At 68.7% G+C, this 20473-nt stretch carries 21 protein-coding genes, 1 tRNA gene and 1 pseudogene; 21 read left to right on the plus strand and 2 right to left on the minus strand.

Annotation, left to right across the window (positions count from 1 at the left end):
- Positions 1 to 7 precede the first annotated feature (7 nt).
- From CCZ27_RS00580 to CCZ27_RS00590, 3 genes are all read left to right on the plus strand, one after another.
- A complete protein-coding gene (locus CCZ27_RS00580; protein ID WP_096444890.1) occupies positions 8 to 340 on the plus strand; it encodes a DUF190 domain-containing protein in 333 nt (110 codons plus the stop codon).
- 232 nt (positions 341 to 572) lie between these two features.
- Positions 573 to 1478, plus strand: coding sequence for a hypothetical protein (locus CCZ27_RS00585; protein ID WP_157748393.1), 906 nt, complete (start codon positions 573 to 575; stop codon positions 1476 to 1478).
- Between the two features lie 6 nt (positions 1479 to 1484).
- Entirely contained in the window at positions 1485 to 1997 is a 513-nt protein-coding gene (locus CCZ27_RS00590; RefSeq protein ID WP_096444892.1) for a hypothetical protein, read from the plus strand.
- Positions 1998 to 2150: 153 nt separating this feature from the next.
- On the opposite strand, the gene CCZ27_RS00595 is transcribed toward CCZ27_RS00590, so the two are convergent.
- Positions 2151 to 2227, minus strand: a tRNA-Met gene (locus CCZ27_RS00595).
- A 97-nt stretch (positions 2228 to 2324) separates the two neighbouring features.
- Here CCZ27_RS00595 and CCZ27_RS24100 point away from each other — a divergent pair.
- The 18 genes and pseudogenes from CCZ27_RS24100 (at position 2325) to CCZ27_RS00685 (ending at position 19589) form a co-directional block, all read left to right on the plus strand.
- The gene (locus CCZ27_RS24100; protein ID WP_232516509.1) at positions 2325 to 2768 is read left to right on the plus strand and encodes a hypothetical protein; all 444 of its coding nucleotides are present in this window, start codon (positions 2325 to 2327) and stop codon (positions 2766 to 2768) included.
- A gap of 21 nt (positions 2769 to 2789) precedes the next feature.
- On the plus strand, positions 2790 to 4139 hold the full coding sequence (miaB, locus tag CCZ27_RS00605; RefSeq protein WP_096444894.1) for a tRNA (N6-isopentenyl adenosine(37)-C2)-methylthiotransferase MiaB: 1350 nt from the start codon (positions 2790 to 2792) through the stop codon (positions 4137 to 4139).
- Positions 4139 to 5140, plus strand: a complete 1002-nt coding sequence (locus CCZ27_RS00610; RefSeq protein WP_096444895.1) for a PhoH family protein — start codon at positions 4139 to 4141, stop codon at positions 5138 to 5140. Before miaB ends, CCZ27_RS00610 begins: the two co-directional genes overlap by 1 nt.
- Entirely contained in the window at positions 5133 to 5927 is a 795-nt protein-coding gene (gene ybeY / locus CCZ27_RS00615; protein ID WP_096444896.1) for an rRNA maturation RNase YbeY, read from the plus strand. Before CCZ27_RS00610 ends, ybeY begins: the two co-directional genes overlap by 8 nt.
- 44 nt (positions 5928 to 5971) lie before the next feature.
- On the plus strand, positions 5972 to 6817 hold the full coding sequence (locus CCZ27_RS00620) for a CorC family transporter (protein WP_096452007.1): 846 nt from the start codon (positions 5972 to 5974) through the stop codon (positions 6815 to 6817).
- Positions 6818 to 6819: 2 nt separating this feature from the next.
- Positions 6820 to 8313, plus strand: coding sequence for an apolipoprotein N-acyltransferase (lnt, locus tag CCZ27_RS00625; protein ID WP_096444897.1), 1494 nt, complete (start codon positions 6820 to 6822; stop codon positions 8311 to 8313).
- Positions 8314 to 8385: 72 nt separating this feature from the next.
- Entirely contained in the window at positions 8386 to 8625 is a 240-nt protein-coding gene (locus CCZ27_RS00630; RefSeq protein WP_096444898.1) for a hypothetical protein, read from the plus strand.
- A gap of 2 nt (positions 8626 to 8627) precedes the next feature.
- Positions 8628 to 9101: an SUF system Fe-S cluster assembly regulator gene (locus CCZ27_RS00635; RefSeq protein ID WP_096444899.1), complete on the plus strand. Its 474-nt coding sequence runs from the start codon at positions 8628 to 8630 to the stop codon at positions 9099 to 9101.
- 15 nt (positions 9102 to 9116) lie between these two features.
- On the plus strand, positions 9117 to 10565 hold the full coding sequence (sufB, locus tag CCZ27_RS00640; RefSeq protein ID WP_096452009.1) for a Fe-S cluster assembly protein SufB: 1449 nt from the start codon (positions 9117 to 9119) through the stop codon (positions 10563 to 10565).
- Positions 10566 to 10599: 34 nt separating this feature from the next.
- A complete protein-coding gene (gene sufC, locus CCZ27_RS00645) occupies positions 10600 to 11376 on the plus strand; it encodes a Fe-S cluster assembly ATPase SufC (RefSeq protein ID WP_096444900.1) in 777 nt (258 codons plus the stop codon).
- Positions 11373 to 12731: a Fe-S cluster assembly protein SufD gene (gene sufD / locus CCZ27_RS00650; protein ID WP_096444901.1), complete on the plus strand. Its 1359-nt coding sequence runs from the start codon at positions 11373 to 11375 to the stop codon at positions 12729 to 12731. Before sufC ends, sufD begins: the two co-directional genes overlap by 4 nt.
- Positions 12728 to 13996 (plus strand): aminotransferase class V-fold PLP-dependent enzyme, encoded by a 1269-nt coding sequence (locus CCZ27_RS00655; protein WP_096444902.1) that lies wholly within the window; start codon positions 12728 to 12730, stop codon positions 13994 to 13996. The genes sufD and CCZ27_RS00655 overlap by 4 nt, the downstream gene beginning before the upstream one ends.
- On the plus strand, positions 13993 to 14454 hold the full coding sequence (sufU, locus tag CCZ27_RS00660; RefSeq protein ID WP_096444903.1) for a Fe-S cluster assembly sulfur transfer protein SufU: 462 nt from the start codon (positions 13993 to 13995) through the stop codon (positions 14452 to 14454). The genes CCZ27_RS00655 and sufU overlap by 4 nt, the downstream gene beginning before the upstream one ends.
- Before the next feature lie 18 nt (positions 14455 to 14472).
- Positions 14473 to 15072 (plus strand): putative Fe-S cluster assembly protein SufT, encoded by a 600-nt coding sequence (gene sufT / locus CCZ27_RS00665; RefSeq protein ID WP_232516510.1) that lies wholly within the window; start codon positions 14473 to 14475, stop codon positions 15070 to 15072.
- 76 nt (positions 15073 to 15148) lie between these two features.
- Complete coding sequence (gene glyQ, locus CCZ27_RS00670) at positions 15149 to 16090, plus strand: glycine--tRNA ligase subunit alpha (RefSeq protein WP_232516511.1); 942 nt, start codon at positions 15149 to 15151, stop codon at positions 16088 to 16090.
- A pseudogene (glyS, locus tag CCZ27_RS00675) lies at positions 16090 to 18194 on the plus strand (glycine--tRNA ligase subunit beta). Before glyQ ends, glyS begins: the two are co-directional and overlap by 1 nt.
- Positions 18195 to 18225: 31 nt before the next feature.
- Positions 18226 to 18768: a D-glycero-beta-D-manno-heptose 1,7-bisphosphate 7-phosphatase gene (gene gmhB, locus CCZ27_RS00680; protein ID WP_096444904.1), complete on the plus strand. Its 543-nt coding sequence runs from the start codon at positions 18226 to 18228 to the stop codon at positions 18766 to 18768.
- Positions 18769 to 18818: 50 nt separating this feature from the next.
- Positions 18819 to 19589 (plus strand): lysophospholipid acyltransferase family protein, encoded by a 771-nt coding sequence (locus CCZ27_RS00685; RefSeq protein ID WP_096452015.1) that lies wholly within the window; start codon positions 18819 to 18821, stop codon positions 19587 to 19589.
- Positions 19590 to 19694: 105 nt separating this feature from the next.
- On the opposite strand, the gene CCZ27_RS00690 is transcribed toward CCZ27_RS00685, so the two are convergent.
- Entirely contained in the window at positions 19695 to 20258 is a 564-nt protein-coding gene (locus CCZ27_RS00690; RefSeq protein WP_096444905.1) for a phasin family protein, read from the minus strand.
- Between the last annotated feature and the right edge of the window lie 215 nt (positions 20259 to 20473).

The raw sequence follows: 20473 nt of genomic DNA on the forward strand, positions 1-20473 counted from the left end.
GATCGCCATGAACGGTTACCAGATCACCTTCTTCACCCGGCAGGACCGGCGCCACGCCGGCAAGCCCGTGGCCGACTGGCTGGTCCATCTGGCCGCCGAGATGGGGCTGCGCGGGGCCACGCTGATCCCGGCCAGCGAAGGCGTGGGGCATGACCGGCGCCTGCATTCGGTGCATTTCTTCGAACTGACCGACCAGCCGCTGGCGGTGCTGATGGCGGTGACGGACGAGGAGGCGGAACGTTTGTTCGAGCGGCTTCGTTCCGAGGGTGTGCATCTGTTCTACGTGAAGACGCCGGCGGAGTTCGGCAGCATCGGCGGGGCGGCGGACCCCGCCGCTTGAGCCGCGCATGCCGGCCGCTCTCGCATCCCTCGAAGGCCGTTTCGTCTCTGCCCCTATAATCACCGGCAGCGCCGGTTTGCGCTTTGGATGAGCGGGGTGCCGAGTGAGGGTGCGGAAGTTCAGGCCGTTGTGGGTATGGGCAGCCGGCGTGGGCGCGCTCGCGTCCTTGTCGGGGTGCGCTTCCGTGGCGGAGCCGGGGGGTGTTTCCCGCGAGGCGGCATCCGAACCGGCCGTGACCGCGCCCGGCCGCGTCATCCATGCGGGCAAGATCGACCGGAGCCTGGTCTTCGTCTTCGGGGACTCCCAAGGGGAAGCGCCCGCCGATCCCGGGGCGGCAGCCGGAGCAATGAGCGCCGTGTTCGGAGGGCTTCTGGGGGGCATATCCGCCGGACTGATGGGAGGCAAGGCTGCCGACGGGGCCGCGGCAGGCGCCCTGATAGGCGTGACGGGGCCGGAGTCCGAGGCCGGGCGGTGGACACAGGGGGTGCCCGGTTTGAGCTGGCCCTTGCCGTCGCCGTCGGCCCGCCTGGTCTTGCCGAAGGAAACGGGCGCCTGGGCCCAGCGGCGAGGGATGACGATCGGGGGCGTTTCCACGCAGGTGCTGTCGGCGATGACCGCCGCGGGCTACACGGAACGCAGCTTCTTCGACGTGCCGGATGGCTTCGTCGTGGTCACGCGGCCGGAACAGATCGAGCGGGACGGCACCGCGAAGGGCGGGGACGAACGCTGGAACGTGGAAGCACCGGGCCGGGACGAACCGTTCCTGCTGAAGGTACTGCGCGGGATGGCCGGGGCGAACGCCGGCAACTACCGGATGTTCATCTTCGTCGTGAGCACCGACGACAGGGCGCCGACCAGCGTCGAGCCCACCTTCCTCGATGCGCAGACCTGGTTTCTGCGGGGCACCGCGGGTCTGGCACCGGAAACGGCGGCAAGGCCGGTGACCGCGCGCCATCGCATGAGCGTCCATGTGTATGAGTTCGAGGCCGCGAGGGGGAAGAAGGTGGCCGTGCGCGCCCCGGGGAGGCTGACGTGCGAAGCGCATCTAGAGAAGGCGGGGCTCTGGCCGGGCCTGTCGAAGCTGGCCGGGACGGAGCCGGAACCGCTGTCCGTGGCGGGCAGGCTTCAGGTGGAGTGAGGCGCGATGGACGACGTGCTTGAAACCGTTCCGCTGCGCAGGGCCCAGTACGGGCTCGCGCTGCTGTGGTTCGTGCCGGCCTTCTTCATCTTCTTCGTGCTGATGGCCCAGACGCTGTTTTCACCGGTCTACGAGGGGCATCAGCGGGACGTCATGGAATGGTACGGGGCCCTGGTGTGGCCCACCTCGACACTGATCGTCGGGGCCCTGGTCGCCAATGCGGGGATGCGGACCGACAGGCGCGTAGTGGACAAGGTGCTCCTGCGGATCGCGCAGTTCTGCTGTGGGGCCTACATCCTTGCGCTGATGATCACGGTGTTCGCGCCCGGATTGAGCCATGCATCGGGGTTCGAGAAGGATGCGTGGAGCCTGCTCACCGAGGCCCGTCCCTGGCTGCTGCTGTTGCAGGGGGTCATCACTGCCATGCTGGGCCTCTTTTTCAGCTGTTCGTTCTACGATGAGCCGCCGACGGCGCCGGCCGGCACGCCGGACAGGGGGCCGGGCGGCGCCGGCTCGTAGCGTTCCGGGTTCGCGGGCGTTCGGCGGAGGAATGACGAGTCGCGTTTCAGGTGGGCGTAGCCTGCAACCAGGGGGGCGATCGGTCATCGCAGGGGATGCGTGAACGACGAAGGGCCTGGTTGCCCAAGCCCTTGTTTCGTCTCATGATCCGGTTGGTGGTGATGGGCGGAATCGAACCGCCGACCTACGGGTTATGAATCCGTCGCTCTAACCGTCTGAGCTACATCACCAACAGAGCGCGCGAATATAGCGGGTCCGCGGCGGGAACGTCAACAGCGGCTGCGTGGCGGAGAGTTTTGGCCGCTGCCGGCGGGGGCTGGATCAGCCTTGATTTATAAGGATTTTGCATTGACATTCGGGTGTCCATCGGCCATGATTCAGGCCCTTTCAACGTCGTCCGCCGGTTCTCCCGGGCTTGCCTTGCGCCGCTTTCTTTCGCGATTCGTGCGTCCTCTTGCCACCTTCGCCGTGGCTGCGTCCCTGTCCGCCTTGCTTGCGGGAGCCGCGTTTGCAGGGGTGCCGCGCATGTTTCCGCCCGAGGCCAAGAAGATGAAGATGGTCTTTGCCGGCAACGGCGCGGTCGCGGTCGGCGACAAGGCCATGAAGCTCAGCCCCGGCGCGCTGATCCGTGACGCCGAGAACCGCCTGGTGCTGCAAGGCGCGGTGCGCGGCGAGTACCAGGTGCGGGCGATCGTGGACATGTACGGGCAGGTCGGCCGGGTGTGGATACTCACGCCCGAAGAGATCGCCGCGCCCGAGCCCAAGCAGTAATCCAGCCGTGATTCCCTCCTGATGAAGAAGCTCTACATCCGCACCTTCGGGTGCCAGATGAACGAGTACGACTCCGACAAGATGGCGGACGTGCTCGGTGCCAGCGAAGAACTGGTCAAGACCGACGACCCGGAAGAGGCGGACGTCATCCTGTTCAACACCTGTTCGGTGCGCGAGAAGGCGCAGGAACGGGTGTTCCACGACCTCGGGCGGGTGAAGCTGCTGAAGCAGGCGAAGCCCGGGCTGATCATCGGCGTGGGTGGCTGCGTGGCCAGCCAGGAGGGCGAGGCGATCGTGAAGCGCGCGCCCTATGTGGACGTGGTGTTCGGGCCGCAGACTTTGCACCGCCTGCCCAGCCTGATCGATGCGCGCAGGAAGACGGGCCGCTCGCAGGTGGACATCTCGTTCCCGGAGATCGAGAAGTTCGACGCCATGCCGCCGGCGCGCGTGGAGGGGGCGAGCGCCTTCGTGTCCATCATGGAAGGCTGCTCCAAGTACTGCACTTTCTGCGTCGTGCCTTATACCCGTGGCGAGGAGGTGTCGCGCCCGCTGGAGGATGTGCTGGCCGAAATCGCCGGGCTGGCGGCGCAGGGTGTGAAGGAAGTGACGCTGCTGGGCCAGAACGTGAACGCCTGGCGCGGTGCGCTGACGCGCGAGGGCGGGGAGGAGGGCGATTTCGCCTTCCTGCTCGAATGCGTGGCCGAGATCCCCGGCATCGAGCGCATCCGCTACACCACCTCGCATCCGCGCGAGATGACGCAGCGCCTGATCGACTGCTACGCCAGGCTGCCCAAGCTGGTGTCGCAACTGCACCTGCCGGTGCAGTCCGGGTCGGACCGCGTGCTGGCGGCGATGAAGCGCGGCTATTCGGTGCTGGAGTTCAAGTCCGTCGTGCGCAAGCTGCGCGCCGCGCGGCCGGACCTGTCGCTCACCTCCGACTTCATCGTGGGCTTCCCGGGCGAGACCGAAGACGATTTCGGGAAGACGATGAAACTGATCGAGGAGGTCGGCTTCGATGGCTCGTTCAGCTTCGTCTATAGCGCCCGCCCCGGCACGCCGGCCGCCGATCTGGCCGACCCGGTGGCGCAGGAAACCAAGCTCGCCTGGCTGGCGCGGCTGCAGAAGCGCATCGACGAGCAGTACCAGGCCAACAGCGCGGCGATGGTCGGCTCGGTGCAGCGCATCCTGGTCGAAGGCCCGGCCAGGAAGGATGCCAACGAACTGATGGGCCGCACCGACAACAACCGCGTGGTGAATTTCGCCGCGCCGTCGCCCAGCCGCGACCGCCTGATCGGCCGGTTCATCGACGTGCACATCCGTGCCGCGCTGCCGCACAGCCTGCGCGGCGAGATCGTGACCCGGGAATCCTGATGGCGAAAACCCTGGAAGTCTTCTTCGAGCCGGTCGACAACCCGCGGCTGGCCCGCATGTGCGGTGCGCTGGAAGAGAACCTGCGCCAGGTCGAGAATGCCTTCGACATCACGATCGGCCGCCGTGGAGAGCATTTCACGCTGCACGGCCATCCGTCGCAGGTGCTGCGCGGCGAGATGGCGCTCAAGCATTTCTATGAGCAGGCCGACCGCGATCTGTCGGCGGACGACGTGCAACTGGCGCTGATCGAGATCGCGAACCGGGGCGGCGGCGGCGAGGCCGGCGCGCAGGCGGCGCCGGTGCTGCTGACGCGGCGCACCGAACTGCACGGCCGCACGCCGCGCCAGGTCGAGTACCTGTGCAACATCCAGCAGCACGACGTGACCTTCGGCATCGGCCCGGCGGGCACCGGCAAGACCTATCTCGCGGTGGCGAGCGCGGTCGATGCCTTCGAGCGCGACATGGTCGAGCGCATCATCCTGACGCGGCCGGCGGTGGAGGCGGGCGAGCGCCTGGGCTTCCTGCCCGGCGACCTGGCGCAGAAGGTGGACCCCTACCTGCGCCCGCTCTACGATGCGCTGTACGACCTGATGGGCTTCGACCGCGTCGCCAAGCTGTTCGAGCGCAGCCTGATCGAGATCGCGCCGCTCGCCTTCATGCGCGGACGCACGCTGAACAACGCCTTCATCATCCTCGACGAGGCGCAGAACACGACGCCGGAGCAGATGAAGATGTTCCTCACGCGCATCGGCTTCGGCGCCAAGGCGGTGGTCACCGGCGACCTCACCCAGGTCGACCTGCCGCGCGGCCAGCGCAGCGGATTGCGCGAGGCGCGCGAGGTGCTGGCGCAGGTGCGCGGCATCGCCTTCTCCGAATTCCAGAAGGAAGACGTGGTGCGCCATCCGCTGGTGGCGCGCATCGTCGAGGCTTACGACAACAAGGCGGCGAGCGAGGCGAAGACCGAGGCCGCCCAGGTGCAGGGAGAAAAGGGAAATGCCTAGGGAGCAGGCCGCGCGCGACGGCGGGCCGAAGATCTTCGCCGTCGATGCCGACGGCAAGAGTACGCGGGTGAAGGCCGAGCGCCTGGAGATCGAACTCGACGACGGCCGGCGCCTGTCGCTGTGCTTTCCGGAGCGCGCCTGGGGTGACCTCGAGATCGAGGCCGAGACGGCGAACGAGGCGGATACACCCGTCATCAGCCTGCAACCGGGCGCATGCAACCTGTTGCTGCTGCGCGTGGATGTGCTGCACGACCTGCTGCCGGTCGTCGATGCGGAGCCGGCGGACGCGAGGGCGCCCGCCCCGGTGCGCAGCGCGCTGCCGCCGGTGCTGTCGCTGTCGGTGCAGCGCGCGGTGGAAGGCGACGACAAGGCCAACGCGCCGAAGAAGAACCACATCCGCCGCTGGGCGCAGGCCGCGCTGCAGGGCGATGCGGAGATCACCGTGCGATTCGTCGGCGAGGAGGAAGGGCGACGGCTAAACCGCGAATTCCGCGGCAAGGACAATGCCACCAACGTGCTGACTTTCAGCTATGGCGAAGGCGAGATGCTGGCGGCGGCGGAAACCGGCGCGCCGCTCACCGGCGACCTCGTGCTGTGCGTGCCGGTGGTGGTGCGCGAGGCGGCCGAGCAGGGCAAGACGCTGGAGGCCCATTTCGCCCATCTCGTCGTGCATGGGATGCTGCACCTGCAGGGCTACGATCATCTCGAGGACGCCGAGGCCGAGCGCATGGAGGCGCTCGAGACGCAGATCCTGCGCGGACTGGGCTATGCTGATCCCTATGCATGAAGACTTGCGCGCACGCTGACGGCGTGCGCGTGCCCGACGACCCGATGGAACCTTCCCCTACAAGCAAACCGTCGCTGCTCGACCGGCTCTCGTCGATGATCTCGGGCGAGCCGGCGGATCGTGAAGACCTGCTCGCACTGATACAGTCGGCGTGCGAACGCAACCTGTTCGACTCCGATGCGCTGTCCATCATCGAAGGCGCGCTGCAGGTGTCCGACATGCAGGTGCGCGACGTGATGGTGCCGCGCGCGCAGATGGACGTGGTGCGCCTCGACGACTCGATCGACCGCATCGCGCATTTCGTCATCGATACCGGGCATTCGCGCTTTCCGGTGGTGGGCGACAGCAAGGACGACGTCCTGGGCATCTTCCTCGCCAAGGACCTGCTGCCGCATTTCATCGGCCGCCCCTTCGACCTGCGCGGGATACTGCGGCCGGCGGTGTTCATCCCGGAGACGAAGCGCCTGAACGTGCTGCTGAGGGAATTCCGCGTCAGCCGCAACCACATGGCGATCGTCGTCGACGAATACGGCGGCGTGGCCGGCCTGGTGACGATCGAGGACGTGCTCGAACAGATCGTCGGCGACATCGAGGACGAATACGACGGCACCGGCGAGGACGACAACATCCGCCTGCTGCAGGGCAGCCGCTACCGCGTGAAGGGGACGACCGAACTGGCCGCCTTCAACGCCGCCTTCGCCACGCACCTGCAGAGCGAGGACGTCGAGACGATGGGCGGCTACGTCATCCAGCACTTCGGCCGCGTGCCGCAGCGCGGCGAGTCGATCGACATCGAAAACCTGCGCGTGCGCGTGCTGCGCGCAGACAGCCGGCGTGTCCTCACCCTGGTGGTCGAACCCTTGCCGCCGCTGGACACCGCCGGCGGCTGACGATGCGTTCCAGGATATTGGCGCTGCTCGCGGGCGGCACGTCGGTGTTCGCGTTCGCGCCCTTCGGCCTGTTTCCGCTGGCGCCGGCGGCGCTGGCGGTGCTGGCGTGGCAGTTGCAGCGTGCAGAGCGCGTCCGCGAGGGCTTCCTGCTCGGCATGGCCTGGGGGTTCGGCGCCTTCGCCGGCGGCGTGTCCTGGCTGTACGTGGCGCTCAACCGCTACGGCGGCATGCCGATGCCGCTGGCGGTGCTCGCCATCGCGCTGTTCTGCGCCTACCTGGCGCTGTACCCGGCGCTGGCCGGGGCGCTGTTCGTGCGCCTGCGCGCCGGTGGCGTACTGGCGCGCGCGGCATTGTTCGGTGCGCTGTGGCTGCTGGCCGAGTGGCTGCGCGGCGTGGTGTTCACCGGCTTTCCGTGGCTCGCCATCGGTTATTCGCAGACGCCGCCGAGCCCGCTGGCGGGCTTCCTGCCGGTGATCGGCGTGTATGGCGCGGGCGGTCTCGTCGCCTTTCTCGCCGCGCTGGCGGCGCTGGCGCCCTGGCGACGGCCGCGGGCCCTGCTGCTGCCGGCGGCGCTGGCGGTGGTGCTGGTCGGCGGCGGCGCGGGCCTGCGCGCGGTGGCGTGGACGGTGCCGGCCGGCGCGCCGCTGTCGGTGGCGCTGGTCCAGACCAACTTCGAGCAGTCGCTGAAGTGGAACCCGGAGCATTTCGTCGACGTGCTGCGCGGCAACGCCGAACTGGTGCGCGATACCGCGGCGCAACTGGTGGTGCTGCCCGAGACGACGCTGCCGACGCTGGAGGACAGGCTGCCGGAGGGTTACCTCGACCTGCTGCGCGGCTTCGTGCGCGAGCATGGCGGCGACCTGGTGCTGGGCGTGTTCCGCAGTGAGCCGGGAGCGGGGCCGGACGGGGACGAGGCGCGGCGCATCTACAACGCCGCGATCAGCCTGGGGGTCGCGCCGCCGCAGACCTATGCCAAGCAGCACCTGGTGCCCTTCGGCGAGTATTCGCCGCCGCTGTTCGACTGGTTCTACCACCTCGTCGACATCCCGATGTCGGACCAGACGCGCGGCGCTCCCGACCAGCCGCCGATGGCGCTGGGCGGCCAGCGCATCGCGCTCAACATCTGCTACGAGGATCTCTTCGGCGCCGAGCTGATCCGCGCGCTGCCGCAGGCCACGCTGATGCTGAACCTCTCCAACCTCGCCTGGTACGGCGATTCGCTGGCCCAGCCGCAGCATCTGCAGATCGCCCGCGTGCGTGCGCTCGAGACCGGCCGGCCGATGCTGCGCTCGACCAATACCGGCATGACCGCGGTGGTCGAGCCCGACGGCAGCGTCACCGGCGTGCTGCCGGAATTCGAGCGCGGCGTGCTGCACGCCGAGGTGCGCGGCCACCAGGGGCTCACGCCCTACGCCCGCTGGGGCGACCACGCGGCGCTGGGACTCGCCCTCGCCGTGCTGGCCGCCGCAGCCGTCCTGCGCCGCCGCGGCGCCTGACGGCACTGTTTCCGCCGGAGCGGCGGCAAGAATGCATCCCGCTGGAACCTTTCCAGCCATGTGTTGACTTAAATGGTACTGAAACAGTACTGTATATCCGACCCGCCCACCGGCGAACATCGGGAGACGGCCATGGAGCCAACGACGATCCGGCGCTTGCTTGAAACCACCGCCCGCCACCTCGGGCTGGGCACCGCACGGTGCGCGGCCATCCGCCTCGGCGGCGAGTCCGGCGGCTGCGCGCCGAGCGCTGCGCAAGAGGGGCGGATGAAAGGCGGCGGCCCGGCGCGCATGTCCGGGGCGGCGGCCTGATCATGCTGCGCATCAGCAAGCTCACCGACTACGGCACGCTGGTGCTGACGCACATGGCGAATTTCCCCGATCGCCTGTTCAGCGCCAACGATCTTGCCGCCACGCTGGGGCTGGGCGCGCCGACCGTCAGCAAGGTGCTGAAGTCGCTCGGCCGCCACGATCTGGTGCGCAGCGTCCGCGGCCTGCGCGGCGGCTATGCGCTGAGCCGGCCGGCGGAGCAGATCAGCGTGGCCGACATCGTCGATGCGCTGGAGGAACAACCCTTCGGCCTCACCGAGTGCAGCGCCGGTGCCGGGTTGTGCGATTTCGAGAACGGCTGCCAGATCCGCGCCAACTGGCAGCGCATCAATGGCGTGGTGAGGCGCGCGCTCGAGGATGTGAGCCTGGCCGACATGGCCGGCCCGCTGCCGGTGGCCGGCGGCGACGCGCACCCGATCGCCGGCCCGCAGCCGATCAAGGGGCGCATCGCCCAGTGACGAGGAGCCATGCAGATGAATGCACCGACCAAACCGATCGAAGCCTTTCTCGAACGCGAGTATCCGGCGGGCTTCGTCACCCCGCTCGAAGCCGACAGCCTGCCCAAGGGCCTGTCGGAAGACGTCATCCGCCGCATCTCGGAAAAGAAGGGCGAGCCCGACTGGCTGCTGGCGTGGCGGCTGGAGTCCTACCGCCGCTGGCTGACGATGGCGCCGCCGCTGTGGGCGCAGGTCAGCTTTCCGCCGGTGGACTTCCAGGACATCGTCTATTATTCCGCGCCCAAGCGTAAGACCGACGGCCCGAAGAGCCTGGACGAGGTCGATCCCGAACTGCTGCGCACCTACGAAAAGCTCGGCGTGCCGCTGCACGAGCGGGCGCGGCTGGCGGGCGTGGCGGTGGATGCGGTGTTCGACTCGGTGTCGGTGGCCACGACCTTCAAGAAGCAGTTGTCCGAGCACGGCATCGTCTTCTGCTCGTTCTCGGAGGCGGTGAAGGAACATCCCGAACTGGTACGCCAGTACCTGGGCACGGTGGTGCCGCAGGGCGACAACTTCTATGCCGCGCTGAATTCGGCGGTGTTCTCCGACGGTTCCTTCGTCTACATCCCGAAGGGCGTGCGCTGCCCGATGGAGCTGTCGACCTACTTCCGCATCAACGCGCGCGACACCGGGCAGTTCGAGCGCACGCTGATCATCGCCGACGAGGGCGCCACGGTGAGCTATCTCGAAGGCTGTACGGCGCCGATGCGCGACGAGAACCAACTGCACGCCGCGGTGGTGGAACTCGTTGCGCTGGAAGGCGCGCACATCAAGTACTCGACGGTGCAGAACTGGTACCCCGGCGACAAGGACGGCAAGGGCGGCATCTACAACTTCGTCACCAAGCGCGGCGACTGCCGCGGCGCGCGCTCGCACATTTCCTGGACGCAGGTGGAGACGGGTTCGGCCATCACCTGGAAATACCCCAGCGTGCTGCTGCGCGGCGACGATTCGGTGGGCGAGTTCTACTCGGTGGCGCTGACCAACCACCGCCAGCAGGCCGACACCGGCTCGAAGATGATCCACATGGGGCGCAACACCAAGAGCACGATCATCTCCAAGGGCATCTCCGCCGGCCGCGGCAGCAACACCTTCCGCGGCCTGGTGCGGGTGGCGCCCAGGGCGGCGGGGGCGCGCAACTACACCCAGTGCGATTCGCTGCTGATCGGCGGGCGCTGCGCCGCGCACACCTTCCCGACCATCGAGGTGCGCCATCCGTCGGCGCGCGTGGAGCACGAGGCCACCACCTCGCGCATCGGCGAGGACCAGTTGTTCTACGCCATGCAGCGCGGGCTCACCGCCGAGGACGCGGTGTCGATGATCGTCAGCGGCTTCTGCAAGGAAGTGTTCAAGGAGCTGCCGATGGAGTTCGCCGTGGAGGCGCAGAAGCTCCTGGGCGTCAGCCTGGAAGGCAGCGTCGGCTGAGGCCGTTCAGGGCAAACAGGACAGGGAGAACGTCATGCTCGATATCCGCAATCTTCACGTATCCGTCGATGGCAAGCCCATCCTGCGCGGCTTCGACCTCCAGGTGGGCACCGGCGAGGTGCATGCCATCATGGGGCCCAACGGCTCGGGCAAGAGCACGCTGGCGCAAGTGCTGGCCGGGCGCGACAGCTTCACCGTCGAGGACGGCAGCGTCACCTGGGACGGCGTCGACCTGCTCGCGCTGCCCACCGAGGAGCGCGCCCGCGCTGGCCTGTTCCTCGCCTTCCAGTACCCGGTCGAGATTCCCGGCGTTTCCAATGCCTATTTCCTGAAGGCGGCGGTCAACGCGGTGCGCCGCCACCGCGGCGAGCCCGAGTACGACGCGATGGATTTCCTGAAGCGGGTGAAAGCGGAGATGAAGGCCGTCGGCATGAGCGAGGAGTTTCTCTACCGCTCGGTGAACGAGGGCTTTTCCGGCGGCGAGAAGAAGCGCAACGAGGTGCTGCAGATGGCGCTGCTCGAGCCGCGGCTGGCGATACTCGACGAAACCGACTCCGGCCTCGACATCGATGCGCTGCGCATGGTGGCCGACGGCGTCAACCGGCTGCGCTCGCCGGAGCGCTCGATGATCGTCATCACCCACTACCAGCGCCTGCTCGACTACATCGTGCCCGACAAGGTGCACGTGCTGTCGCGCGGGCGCATCGTGCGCTCGGGCGGGCGCGAGCTGGCGCACGAGCTGGAGGCGCGCGGCTATGGCTGGATCGACGAGGCGCAGCCGGCCCAGGGGGCGCAAGGGGCGGCGTCATGAGTGCCATCTCCCACTGGCTGGAGCGCTACAACACCCGCCGCGGCGAACTGCCCGGCGCTGGCGTGCCCTGGCTCGACGCATTGCGCGAGCAGGCGATCATCCGCTTCGCCGACGAAGGCTGGCCGACGTCGCGGCTGGAAAACTGGCGCCATACCTCGCTGGCGCTGCTGGAGGAACGGACGTTTGCGCCGGCTGCCGCGGCGGCCGAGCCCGCGGCCGTGCTGCGGCGCCTGCGCGACGCGGACGCGAACGCCGGGGGCCGCGGACACTGGCTGGTGTTCGTCGATGGCCGCCATGCGCCGGCGCTGTCCGGGATCGGCCCGCTGCCGGCGGGCGCGGAGATCCGCGCCTTGTCCGAGGTGCTCGCCGCGCATCCCGAGCGCGTCGAGGGCCACTTCGGCGCGGCCGGGGACGGCGCCAGCCCGGCGGCGCTCAACGCCGCGCTCGCCACCGACGGCGCCGTCATCCGCCTGGCGCGCGGCGTGGCGCTGGAAGCGCCGGTCCATCTGGTGTTCATCGGCGGCGTACGCGAGGGCGCGAGCCTGCTGCGCAACCTGGTGATCGCCGAGGCGAACGCCGAGGCCACGATCGTCGAGCACTACGTGGGCGCCGCGCAGGACGGAGCGGAGGATGCGGCGCCGGGCGAGGCGGACGGGCGGCTGACCAATGCCGTCACCCGCATCGCGGCGGAGCAGGATGCGCGCATCACCCACCTCAAGCTGCAGGAAGAGGACCGCCACACCGTGCATCTGGCGGCGATCGATGCCGTGCAGGCGCGCGGTTCGAGCTTCGCGTCGCACTCGCTGTCCTTCGGCGCGCAACTGGCGCGCAACGACATTGCCACCCGCTTCGACGGCGAGGGCTGCGAGGTGCTGCTGAACGGCCTGTTCCACGTCGATGGGCGGCGCCACGTCGACCACCACACCCGCATCGACCACGCCCGGCCGCGCGGCACCAGCCGCGAGTTCTACCGCGGCGTGCTCGACGGCGCCGGGCGCGGCGTGTTCGCCGGCCGCATCCTGGTGGCGCCGGGGGCGGTGCGCACCGACGCGATGCAGCGCGCCGACAACCTGCTGCTGTCGCCGCAGGCCGAGGCGGATGCGCGGCCCGAACTCGAGATCTACGCCGACGACGTGAAATGCGCGCACGGCGCCACCGTCGGCCAGATCGACGAAGACAGCCTGTTCTACCTGCGTACGCGGGGCCTGGACGAGGCGCATGCGCGCAACCTGCTGACCTACGCCTTCGCCGCCGAAGCGCTGGCGCGCATCGGCCTGGCGCCGCTGCGGCAGCGCGCGCAGGCGGCGATCCGTGCCCGGCTGCCGGGCGGCGAACCGATGGAGGATCTGCGATGAATCTGAGCGAAGTCCCGGCCGCTGCGGCGGCTGCCGGCGGAAAGGACCTGTCCGCGCATGCGGCCGACTTTCCCATCCTGTCGCGCCCGGTCCGCGGCAGGCGCCTCGTCTATCTCGACAACGCCGCCACGACGCAGAAGCCCGAGGCGGTGATCGAGGCCGAGCGCCGCTTCTACCGCGAATCCAACGCCAACATCCACCGTGGCGTGCATTTCCTGTCGCAGCATGCGACCGATCTGTACGAGGACGCGCGCGAACGGGTACGCAGCTTCCTCAACGCGGCGCGGGCGGAGGAGATCGTGTTCACCCGCGGCACCACCGAGTCCATCAACCTGGTGGCGCAGAGCTGGGCGCGCAGCACGCTGCAGCCGGGCGACGAGATCCTGATCACGGCGATGGAGCACCACTCCAACATCGTGCCCTGGCAGTTCGTCTGCGGGCAGATCGGGGCGGTGCTGAAAGTGGCGCCGATCGACGACGCGGGCGAACTGGAACCAGCGGCCTTCGACGCGCTGCTCGGCCCGCGCACGCGGCTGGTGGCGATCACCGAGGTGTCGAACGCGCTCGGCACCGTCAATCCGGTTGCCGACCTGGTCCGCCGTGCCCATGCGGCGGGTGCGCGGGTGCTGGTCGACGGCGCGCAGGCGGTGGCGCACATGCCGGTGGACGTGCAGGCGCTGGGCTGCGACTTCTACGCCTTTTCCGGCCACAAGCTGTACGGCCCGACCGGCATCGGCGTGCTGTACGGCCGCCGCGAACTGCTGCAGGCGATGCCGCCGTGGCAGGGCGGCGGCTCGATGATCGAGACGGTGAGTTTCGAGCGTTCCACCTTCGCCCCGTCGCCGCAGCGCTTCGAGGCCGGCACGCCCAATATCGCCGGCACCGTGGCGCTGGCCGCGGCGATCGACTATGTGCTGGGGATCGGCCTGGAACGCATCGGCGCGCACGAGCATGCGCTGCTGGCGAAGGCCACCGCGGCGGTGCAGGCGCTGCCCGGCGTGCGGGTGATCGGCAACGCGGCACGGAAGGCCGGCGTGCTGTCGCTGCTGGTGGAGGGCATCCATCCGCACGATCTCGGCACCATCCTCGACGCCGATGGCGTCGCCATCCGCGCCGGGCACCATTGCGCGATGCCGCTCATGACGCGCTACGGCATCGCCGGCACCGCGCGCGCCTCCTTCGCGCTGTACAACGACGACGAGGACGTCGAGGCGCTGGTGGCCGGCATCCGCAAGGCGCAGGCGATGTTCGGAGGGCGGCCATGAGCGGCGGGCGGGGCGGCTTCGGCGACCTGCGCGAGCTGTACCAGGAGGTGATCTTCGATCACAACCGCCAGCCGCGGAACTTCCACGCCATGGACGACGCCGACCATGTCGCGCAAGGCCACAACCCGCTGTGCGGCGACCAGCTCACCGTCTACCTGAAGGTGGTCGACGGCGTGGTGCGGGACGTCAGCTTTCTCGGCCACGGCTGCGCGATCTCCACCGCCTCGGCTTCGCTGATGACCGAGGCGGTGAAGGGTCGGCCGGTGGAAGAGGTCGAGGCGCTGTTCCGCGACTTCCACGCGCTGCTCACCGATGCGGCGCCCGAAGGGCGGGACTTCGGCAAGCTCGAGGTGCTGGCCGGGGTGCGCGAGTTTCCGGCGCGGGTGAAGTGCGCGACGCTCGCCTGGCACACGCTGCACAACGCCCTGACCGGCGTCGGCACGGCGAAGACCGAATGAACCCGGGATGAAAACGGCATGAACGCGCGCAGCGAGGAAGCGACGATGAACAAACCCCATGGCGACGTGCTCGAGGTGCGGCTCACCCGCGACTGCCCGGCGGTGCTGGTGCCCTGGGGCACGCCGGTGACGCTGGAGGCGGGCGATTACGCCCAGGTCACGCAGCGCCTGGGCGGCACCTTCACGGTGATGATCAACGGCAGCCTGTACCGCATCCCCGGCAGCGAGGCCGACGCGCTCGGGCTGGAAGCCGATGCGGCGCAGGACATCGTCACGCAGGCCGCCGACGGCAGCTACGGCAAGGAGGCCGTCGAGGCCGCGGCGTGGAACCAGCTCGCCACCTGCTACGACCCCGAGATCCCGATCGACATCGTCAATCTCGGCCTCGTGTACGCCTGCGAGCTGACGCCGCTGGCGGACGGGCGCTTTCGCATCGACGTGCGCATGACGCTGACCGCGCCCGGCTGCGGCATGGGGATGATGATCGCCGAGGAGGCGAAGCAGAAGCTCGAGGACATCCCGGGCGTCGCGGAAGTCAACGTGGAACTGGTGTGGGACCCGCCGTGGAGCCGGGAGATGATGAGCGAGGGCGCGCGGCTGGAGATGGGCCTGCTGTAGCGGCGCCCGGCCACCGGGCGTACGCGGAGCGGGAATTGACAGTAAAATCCAGCTCTTTGCGTTCGCAGCGCGGCCGATGCCGCCCGACACCATGGCCCATTCCTCAGCCCACCCGAAGCCCACCTTCCAGCAAGTCATCCTGACGCTCCAGCAGTTCTGGGGCGAGCGCGGCTGCGTGCTGCTGCAACCCTACGACCTCGAAGTCGGCGCCGGCACCAGCCATACCGCCACCTTCCTGCGCGCGATCGGCCCGGAACCCTGGAACGCCGCCTACGTGCAGCCTTCGCGCCGGCCCAAGGACGGCCGCTACGGCGAGAACCCGAACCGGCTGCAGCACTACTACCAGTACCAGGTGGTGCTGAAGCCCTCGCCGCTGAACATCCAGGAGCTTTACCTCGATTCGCTGCGCGCGCTGGGCATCGACTCCAACGCGCACGACATCCGCTTCGTCGAGGACGACTGGGAAAACCCCACGCTCGGCGCCTGGGGCCTGGGCTGGGAAGTGTGGCTGGACGGCATGGAGGTGACGCAGTTCACCTACTTCCAGCAGGTCGGCGGCCTGGACTGCAAGCCGGTGCTGGGCGAGATCACCTACGGCCTGGAGCGCCTGGCGATGTACCTGCAGGGCGTGGAGAACGTCTATGACCTCATCTGGGCGGTGTACCCGGACGGCTCGAAGGTGACCTACGGCGACGTCTTCCATCAGAACGAGGTGGAACAGTCGACGTACAACTTCGAGCATTCCAACGTCGATTTCCTGTTCTCGCTGTTCGGCAACTACGAATCGGAAGCGAAGCGTCTGATGGAAGCGGGCCTGGCGCTGCCGGCCTACGAAATGGTGCTGAAGGCCGCGCACAGCTTCAACATGCTCGATGCCCGCGGCGCGATCTCGGTGACCGAGCGCGCCGCCTACATCGGCCGCATCCGCAACCTGTCGCGCGCGGTGGCGCAGGCGTATTTCGAATCCCGCGAAGCACTCGGCTTCCCGATGCTGCACAACAAGAAGGAGGCCGCGTGATGACCGCGACCGGTGCGACCCTGCTCGTCGAGCTGCTGACCGAAGAACTGCCGCCGAAGGCGCTGCCACGGCTGGGCGAGACCTTCGCCGGGAAGATTGCCGACGGCCTGAAGGCAAAGGGCCTGGCCGCGGCCGACGCCGCCGTGCGCAGCTTCGCCAGCCCGCGCCGCCTGGCGGTGACGGTGGCGCACGTGGCGGCCGAGGGGCGGCGAAGGAAGCCACCGAGAAGCTGATGCCGGTCGCCGTCGCGCTCGATGCCGACGGCAGGCCGACCCCGGCGCTGCTGAAGAAGATGGAGGCCAAGGGCATTCCCGCCGACGCCGTTTCCGCCTTCGAGCGCCGCATGGACGGCAAGGCCGAGGCGCTGTTCCATACCGCGGTGGTGCCCGGCGCGAAGCTCGCCGAGGTGCTGTCGGACGTCGTGCTCGACGCGGTGAAGGCGCTGCCCATCCCCAAGGTGATGCGCTGGGGCGACGGCGACGCCACCTTCGTGCGCCCGGTGCACAAGCTCACCATGCTGCACGGCGCCGAGGTGGTGCCGGGCCGCGTGCTGGACCTGGAATCCGGCCGCACGACGCGCGGCCACCGCTTCATGAGCCGCGGCGACATCGACGTGGCGACGGCGGACGCATACGAGGAAACGCTGCGCGCCGAAGGCAAGGTGATCGCCTCCTTCGCCGAGCGCCGCGCCGACATCGAGCGCCAGTTGCTGGCCGAGGCCGCGCGCCAGGGCGCCATCCTGGGCGCCAGCAAGGACGACTATGCCGACCTGCTGGACGAGGTGGCCGCGCTGGTCGAGCATCCGACGGTGTACGCCGGCGAGTTCGAGGCCGAGTTCCTCGCCGTGCCGCAGGAATGCCTGATCCTGACGATGCGCGCCAACCAGAAGTATTTCCCGCTGTTCGACGCCACCGGCAAGCTGCTGAACCGCTTCCTGATCGTGTCGAACATGCGGCTCGCCGACCCGTCGAACATCGTCGCCGGCAATGCCCGCGTGGTGCGTCCGCGCCTGTCGGACGCGCGCTTCTTCTTCGAGCAGGACAAGAAGCAGAAGCTGGAGGCGCGCCTGCCGCGCCTGGCGCCGGTGGTCTATCACAACAGGCTTGGCAGCCAGCTCGAGCGCGTCGAGCGCCTCGAAGCGCTGGCCGGCGCGATCGCCGCGCAACTGCACGGCGACGCCGCCGCCGCGAAGCGCGCCGCACGGCTGGCGAAGGCCGACCTGGTGACCGACATGGTCGGTGAATTCCCCGAACTGCAGGGCATCATGGGCCGCTACTACGCGCTCGCCGATGGCGAAGGGCAGGTCGTGGCCGATGCGATCCAGGCCCACTACCAGCCGCGCTTCGCCGGCGACGCGCTGCCGGCCGGCAACGTCGCCGCCGCGGTGGCGCTGGCCGACAAGCTCGACGCGCTGGTCGGCTTCTTCGGCATCGGCATGGTGCCCACCGGCGACAAGGATCCGTTCGCGCTGCGCCGCGCGGCGCTGGGCGCGCTGCGCATCCTGATGGAAACGCCGCTGCCGCTCGAACTGCCGCGGCTGATCGAACTGGCCGCGGCCGGCTTCAAGCCCGGCCTCCTGAGCGCCGAGGGCTTCGCCGCGCAGTTGCAGGATTTCATGTTCGAACGCCTGAAGAACCTGCTGCGCGAAACCGGCCGCGACGTTGCGGTGATCGACGCGGTGCTGGCGCTCAAGCCCGCCCGCATCGACCTGGTGCCGGCCAAGCTCGCCGCAGTCGAAGCCTTCCGCGCGCTGCCCGAGGCCGAGGCGCTGGCCGCCGCCAACAAGCGCATCGTCAACATCCTGAAAAAGGCCGAGGGCACGCCGGGCGAGCCCGACGTGGCGCTGCTGCAGGAGGCTGCGGAGAAGGCGCTGTTCCGCCAGGTGATCGAAATCGCGCCGCTGGTGCGCTCGCATGTCGCCAACGAGGACTACACCGATGCGCTGCGGGTGCTGGCCGGCCTGCGCGCGGCGGTGGACCAGTTCTTCGAGGACGTCATGGTGATGGCCGAGGAGCCGCTGACGCGGAACAACCGCCTCGCGCTGCTGGCGCAGCTCTCCGGCCTGATGAACCAGGTGGCCGACATCTCGCGCCTGTCGGCGTGAGCCGCGCCGGCGACCGCAGCGGGGAACGATCATGCCGACGAAGAAGCTCATCATTCTCGACCGCGACGGTGTGATCAACGTCGATTCCGAGCAGTTCATCAAGTCGCCGGACGAATGGAAGCCGATCCCCGGTTCGCTCGAGGCCATCGCGCGCCTCAACCAGTGGGGCTGGCGCGTGGTGGTGGCGTCCAACCAGTCCGGCGTCGGCCGCGGCCTGTTCGGCATGGACATGCTGAACGCGATCAACGAGAAGATGGTGAAGAGCCTGGCCCAGGTCGGCGGCCGGCTCGATGCGATCTTCTTCTGCCCGCATGCGGCCGATTCGACCTGCGATTGCCGCAAACCCAAGCCGGGCCTGATGCGCCAGATCGCCGAGCGATTCAACGTCGACCTGGCCGGCGTGCCGTGCGTGGGCGACAGCCTGCGCGACCTGCAGGCCGGCATGGCGACGGGCTGCACACCCTACCTGGTGCTGACGGGCAAGGGCGCGAAGACGCGCGACGATCCGGAATTGCCCGAGGGCACGCTCGTCTACGACGACCTCGCCGCGGTGGTGGCCGATCTCACCGCCTGAGCCGGCGCGCCCGGCTCTCCTTCCCGATCCTTCTCCGCAACGTGCTGCCCGTGCACCTGATCCGTTCCGTCCTGTTCGCCGTGGTCCTCGCCTGCATCACCGTGCCCTACGCGGCAGTGGCGGTGCTGATCTTCTGGCTGCCGCCGATGATGCGCCACCGCATCATCACCTCCTGGGTGCCGGTCATGATGTGGGTGATCCGCCATGTGCTGGGCATCCGCTACCGCGTGATCGGCGCCGGCAACATTCCGGCCGGCCCGGCGGTCGTGCTGTCCAAGCACCAGTCGGCGTGGGAGACGATCGCGCTGCAGCAGATCTTTCCGCCGCTGTGCTACGTGCTCAAGCGCGAACTGTTGCGGGTGCCCTTCTTCGGCTGGGCACTGGCGCAGATCCCGGGGATCGCCATCGACCGCAGCGCGGGCAAGGATGCGCTGGCGCAGGTCGTCGAGCAGGGGCGCGCGCGCCTGAAGGAGGGCCTGTGGGTGGTGGTGTTCCCGGAAGGGACGCGCGTGGCGCCGGGTACGACCCGGCGCTACAAGCCGGGCGGCGCCTTCCTCGCCAAGCGTGCCGGCGTGCCGGTGGTGCCGGTGGCGCACAATGCGGGCGAATTCTGGCGCCGCAATGCGTTCCTGAAGCGGCCGGGCGAGATCGTCGTCAGCATCGGCCCGGTGATCCAGGTGAAGGGGCTGAAGGTGGAGGAGATCAACCGCCGTTCCGAAGCCTGGATCGAAGGCGAGATGCGCCGCCTGTTCCCGCACCATTACACGAACGGGCCCGGCGGCGCGGCGGCGGAGGAAGAAGCCGAACCCGGCGAGGACTGAACGGGGCTTCGCCTTCCCCATGCCGCCGTCGGGGCGCACGGGATCGGCGGACGAAAAAAAGCCCGCTCATCGAGCGGGCTTTGCGCAGCAATCGTGAGGAACCGATTACGCAGCCTTCTTCGGCGCCTTGGCAGCGGTGCTGACGGCCTTGACGGTGGCGTTGGTCGCGGCGGCCACGTTGGCTTCGGCGATCTCGGCGACCTGCTTGGCGGCCTTGCTCATGCTGTCGTAGGCGCTGTTGGCGGCGGCGATGGCCGACTTGACGGCGGCGACGGCAACGTCGGAACCGGCCGGGGCGGACTTGGCAGCCTTGTCCAGCGCGGTGGCGACACCCTTGTTCAGCTCGGCGACCTGGGCTTCGAACAGCTTCGACAGCTCTTCCTGGCTCTGCGAGGTGATCTCATACACGCTGCGGGCGTAGGCGACGGCCTTCTCGACGACCGGCTGGGCCAGCGAGGCTTGCAGGCTCAGCAGCTCCTGCACGTCCTTGGCGGCCAGCAGGGCCTTGGTGTTGGCCACGCCGTCTTCCAGGATCGAACGGGCGGTGTTCAGGTTCAGGGCGGCCAGGCGCTCGGCGCTGGCGAAGGCCGAGTTGGCCAGGGTCAGCAGGGTTTCGATGTTGGCCTTGTTGGCGGCGGCGAATTGCTCGGGGGTCGCGAAGTTGCTCATCTGGATCTCCTCGTTGATGACTTGCTGAAATGGGTTTGGCAAGGCGATGAATCACAGCGTAACTGCGATGTTGCAATGCAGCATGGACTGAATTATAGGGGTGGGGTCCGCTGTGTCAATACGGGTTTTGTGCATTGCACAAGCCAAATCCGATTGTCGGCGTCAATCGCTCGCGGCCGAAGGTATGCTTGCAAGAGGCAGTCTCGCATGCTCAT

This window comes from Thauera sp. K11 (assembly GCF_002354895.1).
In the GTDB taxonomy this organism is placed as follows: domain Bacteria; phylum Pseudomonadota; class Gammaproteobacteria; order Burkholderiales; family Rhodocyclaceae; genus Thauera; species Thauera sinica.

Excerpts from the sequence above, each read along its gene's own strand:
- CCZ27_RS00610 (WP_096444895.1), top strand. The coding sequence starts at position 4,139 with ATGGCGAAAACCCTGGAAGTCTTCTTCGAGCCGGTCGACAACCCGCGG.
- CCZ27_RS00580 (WP_096444890.1), top strand. The coding sequence starts at position 8 with ATGAACGGTTACCAGATCACCTTCTTCACCCGGCAGGACCGGCGCCAC.
- CCZ27_RS00655 (WP_096444902.1), top strand. The coding sequence starts at position 12,728 with ATGAATCTGAGCGAAGTCCCGGCCGCTGCGGCGGCTGCCGGCGGAAAG.
- sufT (WP_232516510.1), top strand. The coding sequence starts at position 14,473 with ATGAACGCGCGCAGCGAGGAAGCGACGATGAACAAACCCCATGGCGAC.
- lnt (WP_096444897.1), top strand. The coding sequence starts at position 6,820 with ATGCGTTCCAGGATATTGGCGCTGCTCGCGGGCGGCACGTCGGTGTTC.
- sufC (WP_096444900.1), top strand. The coding sequence starts at position 10,600 with ATGCTCGATATCCGCAATCTTCACGTATCCGTCGATGGCAAGCCCATC.
- CCZ27_RS00635 (WP_096444899.1), top strand. The coding sequence starts at position 8,628 with ATGCTGCGCATCAGCAAGCTCACCGACTACGGCACGCTGGTGCTGACG.
- glyQ (WP_232516511.1), top strand. The coding sequence starts at position 15,149 with ATGCCGCCCGACACCATGGCCCATTCCTCAGCCCACCCGAAGCCCACC.
- sufU (WP_096444903.1), top strand. The coding sequence starts at position 13,993 with ATGAGCGGCGGGCGGGGCGGCTTCGGCGACCTGCGCGAGCTGTACCAG.
- CCZ27_RS00690 (WP_096444905.1), bottom strand. The coding sequence starts at position 20,258 with ATGAGCAACTTCGCGACCCCCGAGCAATTCGCCGCCGCCAACAAGGCC.
- sufD (WP_096444901.1), top strand. The coding sequence starts at position 11,373 with ATGAGTGCCATCTCCCACTGGCTGGAGCGCTACAACACCCGCCGCGGC.
- CCZ27_RS00590 (WP_096444892.1), top strand. The coding sequence starts at position 1,485 with ATGGACGACGTGCTTGAAACCGTTCCGCTGCGCAGGGCCCAGTACGGG.
- CCZ27_RS00620 (WP_096452007.1), top strand. The coding sequence starts at position 5,972 with ATGGAACCTTCCCCTACAAGCAAACCGTCGCTGCTCGACCGGCTCTCG.
- gmhB (WP_096444904.1), top strand. The coding sequence starts at position 18,226 with ATGCCGACGAAGAAGCTCATCATTCTCGACCGCGACGGTGTGATCAAC.
- CCZ27_RS00630 (WP_096444898.1), top strand. The coding sequence starts at position 8,386 with ATGGTACTGAAACAGTACTGTATATCCGACCCGCCCACCGGCGAACAT.
- ybeY (WP_096444896.1), top strand. The coding sequence starts at position 5,133 with ATGCCTAGGGAGCAGGCCGCGCGCGACGGCGGGCCGAAGATCTTCGCC.
- miaB (WP_096444894.1), top strand. The coding sequence starts at position 2,790 with ATGAAGAAGCTCTACATCCGCACCTTCGGGTGCCAGATGAACGAGTAC.
- sufB (WP_096452009.1), top strand. The coding sequence starts at position 9,117 with ATGAATGCACCGACCAAACCGATCGAAGCCTTTCTCGAACGCGAGTAT.